Source organism: Bartonella sp. AA1HLJMS, from assembly GCF_042197445.1.
Classification (GTDB): domain Bacteria; phylum Pseudomonadota; class Alphaproteobacteria; order Rhizobiales; family Rhizobiaceae; genus Bartonella.
On the sequence record NZ_JBHIRW010000021.1, the window covers coordinates 1 to 15067 of the forward strand.

12 protein-coding genes are annotated in these 15067 nt (G+C 35.8%); 5 read left to right on the plus strand and 7 right to left on the minus strand.

The features are described from left to right. The 4 genes from ACFIQE_RS06445 to ACFIQE_RS06460 all read right to left on the minus strand — a co-directional run. Positions 1 to 527 (minus strand): class I SAM-dependent methyltransferase (locus ACFIQE_RS06445; protein WP_375707405.1); only part of this gene is annotated, 527 nt, incomplete at its 3' end. A 263-nt stretch (positions 528 to 790) separates the two neighbouring features. Next, on the minus strand, positions 791 to 1171 hold the full coding sequence (locus ACFIQE_RS06450) for a hypothetical protein (RefSeq protein ID WP_375707406.1): 381 nt from the start codon (positions 1169 to 1171) through the stop codon (positions 791 to 793). Between the two features lie 14 nt (positions 1172 to 1185). Then, positions 1186 to 2430 carry an AMP-binding protein gene (locus tag ACFIQE_RS06455; protein ID WP_375707407.1) on the minus strand — a complete coding sequence of 415 codons (1245 nt, stop codon included), beginning with the start codon at positions 2428 to 2430 and terminating at the stop codon, positions 1186 to 1188. Positions 2431 to 2607: 177 nt separating this feature from the next. After that, a complete protein-coding gene (locus tag ACFIQE_RS06460; protein ID WP_375707408.1) occupies positions 2608 to 3234 on the minus strand; it encodes a hypothetical protein in 627 nt (208 codons plus the stop codon). Positions 3235 to 4434: 1200 nt separating this feature from the next. On the opposite strand from ACFIQE_RS06460, the gene waaA reads away from it, so the two are divergent. Then, a complete protein-coding gene (waaA, locus tag ACFIQE_RS06465; RefSeq protein ID WP_375707409.1) occupies positions 4435 to 5757 on the plus strand; it encodes a lipid IV(A) 3-deoxy-D-manno-octulosonic acid transferase in 1323 nt (440 codons plus the stop codon). Next, positions 5747 to 6787 carry a tetraacyldisaccharide 4'-kinase gene (gene lpxK / locus ACFIQE_RS06470; protein WP_375707410.1) on the plus strand — a complete coding sequence of 347 codons (1041 nt, stop codon included), beginning with the start codon at positions 5747 to 5749 and terminating at the stop codon, positions 6785 to 6787. The genes waaA and lpxK overlap by 11 nt, the downstream gene beginning before the upstream one ends. A 19-nt stretch (positions 6788 to 6806) precedes the next feature. Here lpxK and ACFIQE_RS06475 read toward each other — a convergent pair whose 3' ends face one another. Together ACFIQE_RS06475 and mutL are read right to left on the minus strand one after the other, a co-directional pair. Then, entirely contained in the window at positions 6807 to 7043 is a 237-nt protein-coding gene (locus ACFIQE_RS06475) for a DUF2093 domain-containing protein (protein WP_375608064.1), read from the minus strand. 109 nt (positions 7044 to 7152) lie between these two features. Next, positions 7153 to 9006 (minus strand): DNA mismatch repair endonuclease MutL, encoded by a 1854-nt coding sequence (gene mutL, locus ACFIQE_RS06480; RefSeq protein WP_375630303.1) that lies wholly within the window; start codon positions 9004 to 9006, stop codon positions 7153 to 7155. A 238-nt stretch (positions 9007 to 9244) separates the two neighbouring features. Here mutL and ACFIQE_RS06485 point away from each other — a divergent pair, with 238 nt between their 5' ends. Together ACFIQE_RS06485 and lldD are read left to right on the plus strand one after the other, a co-directional pair. Then, positions 9245 to 10333 (plus strand): 2'-deoxycytidine 5'-triphosphate deaminase, encoded by a 1089-nt coding sequence (locus tag ACFIQE_RS06485; RefSeq protein ID WP_375621066.1) that lies wholly within the window; start codon positions 9245 to 9247, stop codon positions 10331 to 10333. Positions 10334 to 11482: 1149 nt separating this feature from the next. After that, complete coding sequence (gene lldD, locus ACFIQE_RS06490; protein WP_375630302.1) at positions 11483 to 12634, plus strand: FMN-dependent L-lactate dehydrogenase LldD; 1152 nt, start codon at positions 11483 to 11485, stop codon at positions 12632 to 12634. 1156 nt (positions 12635 to 13790) lie between these two features. Here the strand turns inward: lldD and ACFIQE_RS06495 are convergent. Continuing rightward, positions 13791 to 13916, minus strand: a complete 126-nt coding sequence (locus tag ACFIQE_RS06495) for a hypothetical protein (protein ID WP_375612384.1) — start codon at positions 13914 to 13916, stop codon at positions 13791 to 13793. A gap of 343 nt (positions 13917 to 14259) precedes the next feature. Between ACFIQE_RS06495 and ACFIQE_RS06500 the strand changes: the two genes are divergently transcribed. Continuing rightward, positions 14260 to 14589, plus strand: coding sequence for a hypothetical protein (locus ACFIQE_RS06500; protein WP_375612385.1), 330 nt, complete (start codon positions 14260 to 14262; stop codon positions 14587 to 14589). Positions 14590 to 15067 lie beyond the last annotated feature (478 nt).

Below are 15067 nucleotides of genomic sequence, written 5' to 3' on the forward strand. Positions count from 1 at the left end.
GACATAGCTGCCACACCGCATTCACGACGTGATTGGTTAAAAATACCCAGTGCTGTTTCTTCTGAATCAGCTAGGGGATCGTGGATGATAATACGACCGCCGCGATCTAAAACACAGCACAACTCCTGTAATCCTTTTTTAGGTTCAGCCCAGTGATGAATTACGGAACGTGCATAAATCATTGAAAAGGAGTTATCGGGAAACGGTAAATTGCTGACACTGGCTTCAATGCTGTTGAATGCATGCTGGTATTTTAACTCGGTACATTTTTTAACACAAAACTGAACCATACGGGGATCGATATCAACCCCGTAAAAGGAATAGTCTGTGAGTTTTTGGGAGCGGTAAAGTTTGAAAAGCATGTGGCCAGTTCCCATGCCAATATCGAGAATTTTTTTCTTCGCAGAAGTAACACCAGATGCTTCTTCCAGAATTCTTTCCATCAAATACGCATTCCACGATGATGTACCTTCAGTAGCATACCTTTCATAGTGCTCAGGGCTGATATTCACCAGTAAATCATTCATCACATATTCCTCTAAATGAAGCTAGTTATGGCATTGCCATAAACTCGTTAAAAACTAACTGGGTATAGAAACGGTTATGTCCTCATATAAGAGGTCATCTAAAATAATTGATTGCAAATATGCATCCAGCAAAACAACGGTTATCACAGATTGACAAAGATAATAGCAGTTACAAATAAACGTCATCCCTTTAAACGCAAATATATTCCCAACGTACCGAAAAACACATCGCGTCCTGTCATGTTCAACTAAAAAATAATCATTTATATCAAAAATGCACGCCGAGATGGTGCATAATGCCTTATACAAGCTCTCCATGCAGCTAAATATTGTGGTGCATAGCCGATTATCCAGCACCTGCCCTGCTGGAAAGTCCGCGCATCTTTATTAACCAACATAATACTTTTACTCCGTCCATGGTTTACAGAACTGTGTGACATCTTTACATCTGGCAAAATCCGTTTAAATATATCGATAAAAAGTACATTCGCCATTTCACGGTGCAATATCATTCTTGATGTACGTCTCGTCGATACAGGCAAATAACGATGAAGCCTATCAATAGCTAAAAAATAGGTATAAAAAGAATGGCTGACAATGCACAGATAATTGTTTGCACGACGATTAACATACACTCTGCTCATATCATGAGCTTTATCTACATGGTACATTTTATTTTTCCTGTATTTGTCGTGGCAATTTTTCTGATATTTACTTTAAATGCATACTGATACCATTTATCAGTCAATAGTTTAGTAACGACTTTAATCTGCTCACTATTTGCCGACATATCAAGGTTGAGATAAAGATCGCCGTTCTGTGCTTTTGAAAAGTAATGCCTTAAACATCCGGCATACTTAATAATGTCATTTGAGATCAGTTGAACTGGGATAAACTTACCATTGTGTTTAAATTCATTAACGGCTCTGGCTATCCAGTAATAGCATTCGGATTCATCTTTAACAAACAGGTCGCCGGAATCAAACCATTCATCACGCGGCTTTAATTGCAAGGAACTATCAACATAACCATCACACGCGAAAGGCGTTTTATAAAACATACGGCGCACTGAATCAGAAGCATCCGTCCGATCAATGGGGCGCAAATCAATTTTTATATCACTCACCAGAACCTTACCCAGTGCCACAACGCCATATTTACTGGTTCTTTCAATATCGCGTAGCGAGCAGATCTTATTATGAAACAAGCGCGGTCCGGATTCGGTCTGACCGAAGTTATTCCATAACGTCGTGCATGATGAGAGGATGCCCGATGCTTGTACGGTGAGCAAACGATCGGATGCATTCAAGATATTTTGCACATGGATTCGGCTTTTGGTAAAAATGTCGCTTACTTCCAGCATCCAGTCACCGATTAAAGGCAAGTTGGTAATGCTATAGTGCGAAACGAGTTCAACAATATTACTTATTTGAAATTTTTCAAATACCAGTTTGCTATCCGATAAGAAGGCACATAGCATAGTAGAGAGACCATACATATACTGCACTGGGAAATAACACAATGAGCAATCTTCATTACTTAGTCCAATAGATTGGCTCACCGCGATGGCATTCTCAATCAGAATATTTTCATGATATTGAATCAACTTCGGCTTACTGGTTGTTCCGGAGGTACAAAAATAGAAATGCGCGCACAGATATGCTGTAAAATCAGCCAGATTTTCGTTCACAGTTGAAAAACAGTGATCAAACGCCATATTAATCCGGTGACTGATGATACTAATATTCCTAACTTCATGGCTCATTACAACAGCCGCAATGCAATTGGCATCAACCAGCATATCAACAATGTCTAAATCATGAATACTGACGATCCAAGCTTTCAATTTTAGCATAGACGCAACAAAATAGCTGATTAGACCTTTGAAATTATTTCTAATCACAAAAACAAACAGCTTATTTTGCTCCTCTTGCGGGCGATCACGAAAATATCTAACTTACGGTATCTGCACACCCTTTTGTCATCATGCTGACATCCTCTGCCGAATAATGACTGTGATGATAAATCGCTTGCCAGTTTCTTTCTAATAAGGAATATATTGTTCAGCATGAGGTGTCCCTTACAGATATTGTGGGTTCCCTAAAACCAAGCTGCTTGCGCTACCACCCATACCAAATGAGTTTTTCAATGCATATTTAAGCGGTCGGTACTGATGCTCCCTCACAAGCGCAATGCTAGCAGGCAATTGAGGATCGATTTCATCACAATTCAAAATTTTAGGCAAAACATTGTTCCGAAAAGAAACCAGTACACACAAAATTTCCATCGCACCGGCAGCAGCAATCAGATGCCCGTGCCAAGATTTTGTTGCCACAATCGCTGGGTTGTGCGCGCCAAAAACCGTTCTGATTGCGCTGGCTTCGTGCTGATCATTTTGTACTGTCGATGTCCCATGTGTATTCACAAAATCAATAGCGGTACGGTCAATACCCGCATGTTCGATGGCTCGTTCCATCGACAGTTGCATTTCGAGATCATCTTTATGCGGCGCTACAATATGCTGTGCGCAAAGTGCGCCGCCGTAACCCAATAAATAGGCCAACGGCTCATGCTGCCGCGCCAGTACGTTAGATAATTTTTCAATAACGAACAGACCTGCGCCCTCCGCTAAAACAAATCCGCTGCGATGCCGGTCAAAAGGCCGCGAACGCCGTGGTCCACTGTAGTTTTGATCAGTCGATATCACTCCCATTTCTTCTAATCGCGCAAGGTATAAAATCCATTATTGCACCACCATCTTTACGCTTAATAAAAATGCAAGACAGTTTCTATCAACCTATTTACAACAGCAATATTATCATGACAGCTATCACTCGAAGTTTATGATTATATTGTGAATAGTCACTCTGCTTTTGAATGGGGTATGAGACACTAATGCGTTAAGATTAATAAAAAGAGTAGCATTATTAATGATACCAATTATTACTCTGTTGAGATTATTAGCACTCATTACTTATCTATTGGAATTTTTTCAACGAGTTATTACTATAAGCTTAGAAACCATGAAAGTCGTTAGAAACTTTACCAAAATTAGAAACTTAGAGAAACTGAATAGATTTATGAAGTTAACTTACCTCATAAGGGTTTCTTGAGTACTCATTTAAAACTAAAATCTATAAGTTAATCATTTTGTGTTGATTATATACAATCTTAAAAGGAATAATATATCATTGCGACGTCCTGAAAAGAGAGGATTTAAAATTTTGAAAACTCTTATTTAAATTGCTTTAAGACTTTTAAGAAATTCTCTATTAAACAAGATTAGATTTTTCTAGATTACCTTTAAGAGATTATATCACAATTTAAAATGAAAACTCTATACTATTCAAAAGTTTTTTAAGATTAGTTTGACATATTCATTTTATTGAAATGAAATAATAGAGATTGAGCTTCCTTTTAAACACATTTTATTTGTTGTATTTATATTAGGTTGTAATGTCTATATGGGCTATTTTTTGAAAAATTGACAATACCTAACATATGTAAAAATAAGCTTTTTCTCTAAAATACCAACGTGCAAAATTCAAAGTCTCACTAAAATCATAAGAAGTATTTATTCAGTGAGTTGAAAAAATTGATACAATCTATGTCATAGGTTTATCATTTATATTTTCAAAATTATAATCAACTGAATTGTAGTTTTGTTATTTTTGAGTAAATTTTTTATAGGGTGCAAATTGAAATGATAAATCGATATAAGTTACAAAATTTAATTAAAAGAGATTTAAATAATGTGTATATGTATTGAATTTTCTCATGGATTAAGCTTTTTTTATTTAAGATATGGATGATATTAAAAAATATGGATGCAACCAATAGCGTTGATGATTTTTTTAACAAAATAAGTATATAGATATCTTAAAATAGCTGGATGAGGTGATTTTAAATGGTAGAATTAAAGGCACATGCGGCTCTTTTAACCTATCGAATAATTGGTTTTTGCTTATGTCCTGTTGTTCCTTTTTATTTATTTTTTCGTTCTATCTGTGGAAAAGAAGAGTGGTGTCGCAAAAAAGAGCGTTTAGGCAAAAGTTCTCATGCCCGTCCCCAAGGTTCGTTAGTTTGGTTACATGCAGCAAGTGTTGGAGAAACACTTGCGCTTGTTCCACTTATTGATTATATTTTATCATTAAAAATCAATGTGTTATTAACAACTGGGACTGTGACATCTTCCACTCTTGTAAAAAAACATTTTGGTCATCGGTTGATTCATCAATATGCTCCCTTGGATTTAGATTTTGCAGTGCGGCGTTTTATTAGTCATTGGAAGCCTGATCTCGTCTTGATTTGTGAATCAGAAATTTGGCCTCTCCGTATTAAAGAACTTGCAAAAATGCGTATTCCGCAGATTTTGGTTAATGCCCATATGTCTGAACGTTCTTTTAAAGCTTGGCAAAAACGACGCGTTCTTGCCAAACATATTTTTAAGGATATTGATTTGGCGATTGGTCAAAATGAAAGAGATGTAGCTTATTACCATACACTTGGCGTAAAATCTGTTACGTTTTCTGGTAATCTCAAGGCTGATGTTTTTCTGGTTGAAAATCAAGAATTGCTTGCACGTTATCGTAATGCTATCGGCAATCGCCCAGTTTGGGCAGCTGTTTCAACGCATGAAGGGGAAGAGGAGATTGCTTTTGAGGTCCATAAAATTGTTAAAAATTATTTGCCAGATTTATTAACAATTATTGTACCTCGTCATCCTGAACGTTCAGAAGATCTTATCAGAAAATGCGATAATAAGGGGTTAAGTTTTATTCGTAGGAGTAGAGACGTTGTTCCAAACATGAATACCGATATTTTATGGGGAGATACCATTGGAGAAATGGGACTTTTTCTTCGCTTATCGAAAGTTTCTTTCGTTGGTAAATCGTTATGTGGAAATGGTGGACACAATCCATTGGAATTGGCTTTGCTTGGTTCCGCTATTTTGACAGGGCCTCATGTTTCAAATTTTCAAGAGATGTTCAAACAATTTCTAACGCATGATGCAGCATATATGGTTCAAGATACAAAACAGCTTGCTATTCAGGTGTATAAGCTTTTAACAAATGAAACATTGCGGCAAGAAATGATTGATAAGGCTCATGAAGTGGCGACAGGTATGGCAGGTGCATTTGAGCGCACATTAAAGATTTTAGATCCATTTTTACAACCCCTTGTAATACAAACAGGTTTACGTCAGCGTCAGGGTAGATATGCATATTAGCGCCCCTCGTTTTTGGTGGAAAAATAAAAGCTTTTTGCGTTTTGTGTTAGCTCCAGTTTCATGGGGGTATGGTTATTTTTCAAGTCGTTTTATGACAAGACAGCCTCCCGTGATTGATCTGCCAGTTTTGTGTATTGGAAATTTTACATGTGGCGGTGCGGGTAAAACGCCGGTTGTTATTGCTTTTACAAAAGTGGCTAAAGAACTTGGTTTCGTACCTGGTATTATATCTCGTGGTTATGGTGGATCAGTTAAAGGGGTACATCTTGTAAATGAAAAATATGATACTCCATATAGTGTTGGAGATGAGGCACTTTTACTTGCACGGCATGCTTTTGTAGCTGTATCACCTAATCGTTATGCAGCGGCACAACGGCTTAAACAAGAGGGATGTAATCTTATTTTAATGGATGACGGATTTCAAAGTCGCCGTCTTTATATGGATTATGCGTTACTCGTTGTTGATGCGATGCGCGGTTTTGGTAATGGAGCTGTCTTTCCAGCAGGACCTTTGCGCGTACCATTAAAAACGCAGTTTTCTTTTATGGATAGTGTTTTATTGATTGGTCATTCCGATGCGCCTGATAATGTCGCTTTTCTTGTTTCGCGTACTGGAAAGCCTTTATATCGTGCTCATCTTAAAGCCAGTGCCTCTGATGAGGTTTCAGGAAAATCATTTTTGGCATTTGCTGGTATTGGCAATCCAGATAAATTTTTTAAATCTATTAAAGAATTGTCCGGTCATGTGGTGCAAACTTACATATATCCAGACCACTATTTTTTCACAGATAAAAATTTAAAAAGCCTTATACAAAAGGCTAAAATGCACAATTTATGGCTAGCAACAACAGCTAAAGATTATATCCGTATACAGACAATTCACACGCAAAAAGGTTTGAAAAATCTTATTGTCTTTGATGTGAATGTCGATTTTGTTCAAAAAGACTTCTGTCGTATGGTCCTTGAAGAGGTCATGACCCGCTTTAGAAAACGTTCCCTTGAATTTTCTTGTCTAAAAGGCAAAGGCTAAATTTGTAGCTTTCGAGGGGTTATTTTTCTTTTGTTTTTAATAATTGCTTGAGATATGGGTTGCACTCAAGTTCACGCTGATAGGATATTTCACAACTAGCATATGCTTCTTGGCGGTGATGATTCCAATATTTTAAATCATCTATAGGGATTTTTTGCCCGCTAACAGCACAAATGGTATAGGTACCATATTCTATAATGTCATATCCGTTATTAGAATAATGAATTTTTGCTTCGCGTTCACCATTGGGAAACATTATAACTCCTTTTTACTTGATACAAGAGATTCAAGAAAAGTGCCATAAAATATATTATAAAGTCGAGAGTTAATTTTAAAATATTTTTCTTGTAAAAATGATGAAGAGCTTATTTTCTGCCAAAAAGACGTTCTATATCTGCCAATTTGAGTTCAATATAAGTAGGGCGCCCATGATTACATGTACTTGTATTAGGTATTGCCTCCATTTGTCGTAATAGTGTGTTCATTTCTTCGGGGCGTAAAAGGCGCCCTGACCGTATTGAACCGTGACAGGCCATCGTTGCTGCAACATAATCAAGCATTGCTTTTAAATTGTTTGTTGTATCATACTCAGCGGCTTCATCTGCAAGATCTTTAATAAGAGCTTGGACGTTGATCTCTCCTAACATGGAAGGGGTTTCACGCACAACAATTGCTCCTGGTCCAAATGATTCTATTCCTAATCCAAATTTTTGCAAAGCATCTTTATGCGTTAAAAGGCATGTTGCATCCTCTTCAGAGAGTTCTACAATTTCAGGAATAAGTAATAACTGTGAAGGAAGCGGTTTGGAATAAAGTGCATTTTTGAGTGCTTCATAAACTAATCGTTCATGAGCTGCATGCTGATCGACAATGATCAAACTATCTTGTGTTTGGGCGATAATATAGTTTTTATGAATTTGTGCTCTGGCCGCTCCTAGTGGATAAGATAACTCTTCTGATGAAGGTATAGTGCTTGGAATGTATGCATCTCCACTTGGTATATTTAAGCCCTCCATAATAGGAGTAGCATCTTCTTTTAAATCAAAAGAGCTAGTAATATCTAGGGGTTTGTGAACCATTGAAGCGCTGGTAAAATGATGAGGCTGTGGGTTATAAGAAGAGAACTGGTGCGTGTTCTTAAAATTGCCTAATGGTTGTTGTGCCAATGGTTGTTGTGTTTGAAATGCAGTAAGCATTGCTTCAGAACGGGTTGAAGTCGGACGAATACCAGATTGCTGCAATGCTTCACGAATAGCTCCAACAATTAAACCACGAATTAATCCTGGATCACGGAATCGTACATCAGCTTTAGCTGGGTGAACATTAACATCTACTTCAGCAGGTGGGAGATCAATAAAAAGAATAGCGACAGGATAACGATCACGGGGCATAACATCAGCATAAGCACCTCGGAGTGCACTCCATAGAAATTTATCACGCACGGGACGCCCATTAACATAAGCAAATTGATGTAGGCTGTTATTTCGGTTAAAAGATGGCAAGCAAGCAAAACCCGTTAAGCGCACTGCTTCGCGTTCAGCATTCAGTGTAATGCTATTAGGGGCGAATTCTTTTCCCATAATTTGCGTAATACGTTGTAATTGTCCTTGAGTATTATTTTCTGTAGCAGACAGTTCTATAGATGTTCTGTCTAGTCCTGAAAGAGAAAAGCGGATATGTGGAAATGCGATAGCAATTCGTTTAATCATATCGCTAATAGCACTTGTTTCAGCCCGATCAGTTTTCATAAATTTTAATCGTGCCGGTGTGACAAAGAAAAGATCACGAACTTCAACAATTGTTCCAAGATTCGCAGCAGCTGGTTTGGGTCCTACAATTTTTCCTGCAGTAACGGAAATTTCAGCAGCGCTCTCAGCATCTTTTGTTCGTGAAATGAGTTTAAGTTTAGCAACAGAACCAATAGAAGGGAGGGCTTCTCCTCTAAATCCAAGGAAGCAGATATTGTGTACGTCATCGGTAATCTTTGAGGTACAATGGCGAGAAACTGCTAAAGTTAATTGATCTGCAGGAATTCCATAACCATTATCACTCACCTTTATAAAATTTTTTCCACCATTTGCTGTAATAATTTCAATGCGTGTTGCACCAGCATCAATAGCGTTTTCAACAAGTTCTTTGACAACATTTGCTGGTCGTTCAATAACTTCACCGGCGGCGATTTGATTAATAATATTTTCGCTAAGATGGCGTATAATCATAATAAATTCTAACAGGAATCTTAAGGGTTCTATAGAAAATTATGATAACATCATTTGCGAGACATTCAAGAATAAGAGAACATGAGAGGTATTATTTTTACAATACCTCCTATTTTATTTTATGTTAACAAGTCGGTTGGAAAAAACATAAAAATAGTTTTTATCACTTTAAAATAGCTTGCACCAGTTTATCATCTAGGTCAAAAAAGAAACAATGTAAAAAGGGAAGGCAATATATATGGCGCGTATAAGCGGTATTTTAGCAGATAGTGATATACAAGCTTTGATTGAGAATAACTTTCTCAAGGCTCAGTATCCATTTGATAGATCTCAAATACAACCAGCAAGCCTTGATCTTCGTTTAGGGGAGAAAGCTTATCGTATACGTGCTTCTTTTATGCCGGGACCTGATACAAAAGTTTTGGATAAGCTTGAACGGTTAAAGTTGCATGAGTTTGATTTACGAGGTGGAGCCGTTTTGGAAACGGGGTGTGTTTATATTGTTCCTCTTTTGGAAAGTTTAGCTTTACCAGAATTTTTATCTGCTGTTGCTAATCCCAAAAGTTCTACAGGCCGATTAGATATTTTTACACGTGTCATTACGGATAATGCTCAAGAGTTTGATAAAGTTTGTGCTGGTTATCATGGTCCACTTTATTTGGAAATTAGTCCACGCACATTTCCAATTTTGGTGCATACAGGCTCACATTTATCACAGCTTCGGTTTAGAAAAGGGCAAAGTTATTTAAATGAAATAGAGTTGCACACTTTGCAAAGGCAAGAAACACTGATATCGGATGATTTTCCTAATATTAGTGTTGGTGGTATTGGTCTTTCCATTAATTTAAAGGGAGACGAAAACGGGCTTATAGGTTATCGTGGTAAACATCATACAAGTGTTATTGATATTGATAAACGTGCCGTTGCCCACGTTTTAGATTTTTGGGAACCTCTTTTTGATCGTGGTCAAAGGGAGTTGGTTCTTGATCCTGATGAATTTTACATTTTAGTTTCACGAGAGTCTGTTCATGTGCCTCCGCTTTATGCCGCAGAAATGACACCTTTTGATCCTTTAGTGGGCGAGTTTAGGGTGCATTATGCAGGCTTTTTTGATCCAGGATTTGGGCATAAGGAGGCGGGTGGAAAAGGAGCAAGAGCGGTTTTAGAAGTGCGGAGCCATGAAGTTCCTTTTATCTTAGAGCATGGTCAAATTATTGGCCGTTTGGTCTATGAGCATATGCTTAATCGACCATCAACCCTTTATGGACATGATGTTGGATCACATTATCAAGCACAGGGTTTAAAGTTGTCCAAGCATTTTAAATGAGTTGGGAACCACGAATTTTGATAACATGTATGCAGAAAACGTATTTTAGATAAAAGAAAATTTTGTGCTTCGCAAAACCGGCGTCATGCATTCTATTTTTAATTTCCAAGGTTATCTCATCTCTTGCATTTGAGAGGGTATGAGAGGCATTTTTACTTCTTTTTTCAAGAGGTTCTATCTATACGAACTCCATTTATGATGTGCAAAAGAATAGTTTTGATTATTTCATCATGACAAAATTTACAATAAAAGAATTTTACTATATTCAATATGTTGTTCATATTTATGATAATAAATCAATAGGTTAATAAAATTCAATATAACAGTAGCTACTCACTTTTCAAAGTAAATATGCGAGATTGGATGCTGCAATTGGCTCAATTTTTCTAGAGTGTAATAACCAGTATATTTTATTCCGCATAAAAATTATCCTTAAGCGTTAATAGATAAGTTTTCACTCCAGTTTAGTAACAATTATTTTCAATAAACATTGTTCTAATTTTAGTAACTCATTTATAGCCTCAAGATATAATATTGCTAGAAAATTATTCAATTAAATATGAAGGTTTCTATTGGTATGAACATTAAAAGTTTTTATGCTTTATATGAATTAGGCACTATATATTTTTATAAACTTTCATGAATAAGTAACAGATCTCAGTTTTGAATATTGATATAAGAAGATTTCTGCATGTATGCGACAGCTTTATTTCCAGTATTAATAAAGGATTTTTTCATCTTTTGGGGGAGATTATGATTTATACTTAATGACACTCTATATTCTTAATAACTGATAATGTAAGGATCTTTGGAGGGAGAAGCGACTTTAAATTATAACTAATTAAGCTACGGAGCAATCGCTTTCGAAAAGGGATTGCTTTAAAGAGAGAATAACATTTTAATTGCACATGAAGAATATATGAGTAGATACGTTATTAATGATACTTCATACTGTGAGATTTTAAATTTGGATAAGAGCAATAAAGACGTTGTTTTTATCAATTAGTTTTTTTAGAAAGTTGCAGTCTCTGTTGCTTCTATCTATTCAATAGAGTGCTTTGGGAGAATAGCGAATAGGTAGGTACATGGATTCGCTTTTATGCGTTTTAGGATGTTTTCTCTTTTCATTTAGAAACAATGGTGCCATCAATGATTATTTCTTCAACACTTGATTATCGTAAGGCAGCAAAGCGTCGTCTTCCTCCCTTTCTTTTTCACTATATTGATGGTGGGGCTTATGCTGAAGAAACGATGCGACGTAATTGTACAGATCTTCAAGCACTTGCATTGCGTCAAAGGATTCTAAGGCAAGTTGATGAAGTTGATCTTTCAATCAAGCTTTTTGATCAGACACTTGATTTACCGATTGTACTTGCGCCTGTTGGGCTAACGGGCATGTATGCACGTCGTGGAGAGGTAAAAGCAGCGCGTGCCGCAGCGGCAAAAGGGATTCCTTTTACTCTATCCTCTGTTTCAGTTTGTCCTATTGCGGAAGTGCAAGAAGCGGTTGGAGGTGCATTTTGGTTTCAACTTTATGTTCTCAAAGATCGCGGTTTCATGCGTGATGCACTAGAACGGGCTTGGTTGGCTGGTGTACGCACGTTGGTTTTTACAGTTGATATGCCAATTCCTGGTGCACGTTATCGTGATGCGCATTCGGGAATGTCTGGTCCTTATGCTGGTTTACGTCGTTTTTTACAAGCTTTGACTCATCCATATTGGGCTTGGAACGTTGGTGTTATGGGGCGCCCTCATGATCTTGGAAATGTCTCTGCTTATCTCAAAAAGAAAATTGCATTGGATGATTACGTTGGTTGGCTTGGTGCAAATTTTGATCCATCAATTGGTTGGCATGATCTACAATGGATTCGCGATTTTTGGAAAGGAAAAATGATTTTGAAAGGTATTCTTGATCCAGAAGATGCTCGAGAAGCAGTAAAATTTGGTGCGGATGGTATTGTTGTTTCTAATCACGGCGGACGTCAGCTTGATGGTGTATTATCAACAACACGAGCATTGCCTGCAATTGCGGATGCTGTAAAGGATTATTTGACTATTTTAGTGGACTCAGGTGTTCGTTCTGGTCTTGATGTTATACGCATGATAGCACAAGGCGCGGATGCTGTTATGATTGGCCGTGCTTTTGTTTATGCGCTTGCAGCAGCAGGTAAGAAAGGTGTTATGCATCTCCTTGATCTTTTTGCCAATGAAATGCGGGTAGCTATGACACTGACTGGTACTCAGATAATCAAAGATATTACACGCAAGAGTTTAGTAAATATAGATGTTTTTAAGCAATGAAAGCAATATGTTATACTTCTTTCAGAAAAAGAAAGTCTTTTTATAGAGGAGCATAATTATATATTTTAAAAATATGTTGACAGTTAAAGTTAAATAGAAAAGATCAATAAGCTCCTCTATAAAATCACAGAAAATACTCAGTAACTACAATAATATTAAATATTATTGATAATAATTAACACGAAAAAAAACAATAATAACATTGCATACATATTTTATTTACTTTATTAAAATCTCATTCTACGGATAAAAAGGAACAAGTGCTGATATTAAAGGTAAAACAACTGTTGATATAGAAAAAATAGCTATAAATAATGCTGTGAGCATTTTTCCCTCCTGTATATAAAAAACATTAAAATAAATATATTAATTACTTCTTTTCCACATTGGCATAAAACGTAAATTTATAAAATCCATTTAGTTTTATTTTAATATAGAATAATATTAATTATTATACATAAATAAAATTATTAAAAATGTCAATATGTATTTATTTTAATCTATAATTATAATAAAAAATGTATCTAATAAATAATATTTCTATAATCTATATATTATTTATATTAAGTTCATTGGATAATATATTATATGGATATGATATTGTTTTTATGGAGTACGTTTTTAAGCAATGAAAAAATATCCGTACTATCTTTAAAAAAGCTCGTTTACTGAGAGCAAAACTGCGTGAATTAATATGCTTTTCTTTCTTATTTTTTGTATTTTCAATGATTTATGATGTTTTTGAACTGGCAAGCATATTAGGAAGCAGTTGAATATTTTTTGTATAGTATGTCATTTCTAACACTATTTATGCGTTCTCGATTGATTTTATAACTTGTTAAAATATCCAGTTCATTTTTATTGCAGATGGGGATGGTGGGGGGCCTAATGATACAAATTGGCATAGAATGTTTTGTTCCATAAGCGATTTAACAATTGCATCTCCAAGCTTCTCCTTTGATACTATGCTCTTCATAGACAACAACAGATTGGTGAGATTGGCATAACTCTAGCACTGATCTATTATCTCAAAGTTGAATTGTTGGCACACTTGTAAGCGTTGGGATAACTTCATGTTTTTTGAATCTCTTTAGCAACATCAAGACAAATCTGAACAGTTTCTTCAGTAGCAAGTAAGAGAACATCTTTTCCTTTTTTAAACAGAGGTTTTGCTGATATCAATTTTTGAAGCATTTTTATGAATATTCATAACAGCACGCTTTCCTAAACCTATATAAATAGGTACAAGATTACTCAGAGTAGAAAGAATTACAGTTTCCATTTGATCCAATTACTTACTCGTAAGTAATTGGATAATATTTACTTTATCGCTGAATAAAAAAGAAAAGTTTTTCTCTCTTTAAATAGAGGATGGATTGTCATCTAGCCAATAGGGATAGTTTGCGAGAAATTTGTTCGATGCAAAACGACTTAACATTGCAGTTACTTTTTATCATTTGAAGCTGTGAAAAGAAGGCTAAGATAGATGAAAGAATGTAAAAAATGATGGATACATTTTAAGATAAAAAATTATCATTCTGTTAATTCCACACCAGTTGCTGCTGATATTGGTAACAAAAGAAATTTGATCAAAAAAATATCAAAATTATTTGAGGACATTCCTCATGGCATGTAAACTAAACCTTTTTGTTGGTATGAGTGATATTTTCTTTGAACAGAAATTGATTCTATCTCCTGAAATCAGCAATAATCTCTCAGGTTATGTCGTAAACTTTTTAGGGATGTTACAACGCCACTATCGTCCTTTTATGAAAAATTTAGCATTTCAGATGAGCAGTTGTGAGGAATTTCAACGTTTAATACAGCAAGATCCAGAAACTCTCACGGATTTAGAACGGGCTTCAAGATTTTTATATTTACAGCGATTAAGTTTTAGAGGGAATGTAAATCGTACGATGAGAGTAGAAAACCATCGTAGCGCGCGGGGGGCTTAAGCCCTTCCAATTTGAATGCGTGCTAAAACTTATTTTCCACTGTTTAGCAGGTGTTAGCATTGAACATTTAGACTGGTCTGATTTTATTGTGCGTTATGATCGCCTAAAAATCTTGTTTTATCTTTCACCACTTTAATTGTGGTTTTGAAGGTTATTAAAGAAAGGATTTTTATAAGCGGGAGGATTATCAGCCGATGTCTAAGCTGCTTGCATAATAAGAGGGAGTTTTTTGTCTTTAAACAATATGCTAGAAATTCAAAAAACTTTAGTTAACTTTATACACCATCTTATACAGACTGCTCTGCAAATAACACAATTGCTGGTAAGGAATGGGGCATCACCAATTTTGATTTCTAAAAAAGAAACAATACGTATTAAATAGTCTTTAACTTTACATACTTTTTGAGAATCCTTTCAGAATCTTTTGAAAAAAGTGAACTGATAGAAGATATTTCTATCAAAATATAGCAACTTTTCT

Bases quoted from the DNA above. Each gene is read 5' to 3' on its own strand.
- waaA (WP_375707409.1), top strand. From the start codon at position 4,435: ATGGTAGAATTAAAGGCACATGCGGCTCTTTTAACCTATCGAATAATT.
- ACFIQE_RS06450 (WP_375707406.1), bottom strand. From the start codon at position 1,171: ATGAGCAGAGTGTATGTTAATCGTCGTGCAAACAATTATCTGTGCATT.
- ACFIQE_RS06495 (WP_375612384.1), bottom strand. From the start codon at position 13,916: ATGGAAACTGTAATTCTTTCTACTCTGAGTAATCTTGTACCTATTTAT.
- mutL (WP_375630303.1), bottom strand. From the start codon at position 9,006: ATGATTATACGCCATCTTAGCGAAAATATTATTAATCAAATCGCCGCC.
- lpxK (WP_375707410.1), top strand. From the start codon at position 5,747: ATGCATATTAGCGCCCCTCGTTTTTGGTGGAAAAATAAAAGCTTTTTG.
- ACFIQE_RS06485 (WP_375621066.1), top strand. From the start codon at position 9,245: ATGGCGCGTATAAGCGGTATTTTAGCAGATAGTGATATACAAGCTTTG.
- ACFIQE_RS06475 (WP_375608064.1), bottom strand. From the start codon at position 7,043: ATGTTTCCCAATGGTGAACGCGAAGCAAAAATTCATTATTCTAATAAC.
- ACFIQE_RS06500 (WP_375612385.1), top strand. From the start codon at position 14,260: ATGGCATGTAAACTAAACCTTTTTGTTGGTATGAGTGATATTTTCTTT.
- lldD (WP_375630302.1), top strand. From the start codon at position 11,483: ATGATTATTTCTTCAACACTTGATTATCGTAAGGCAGCAAAGCGTCGT.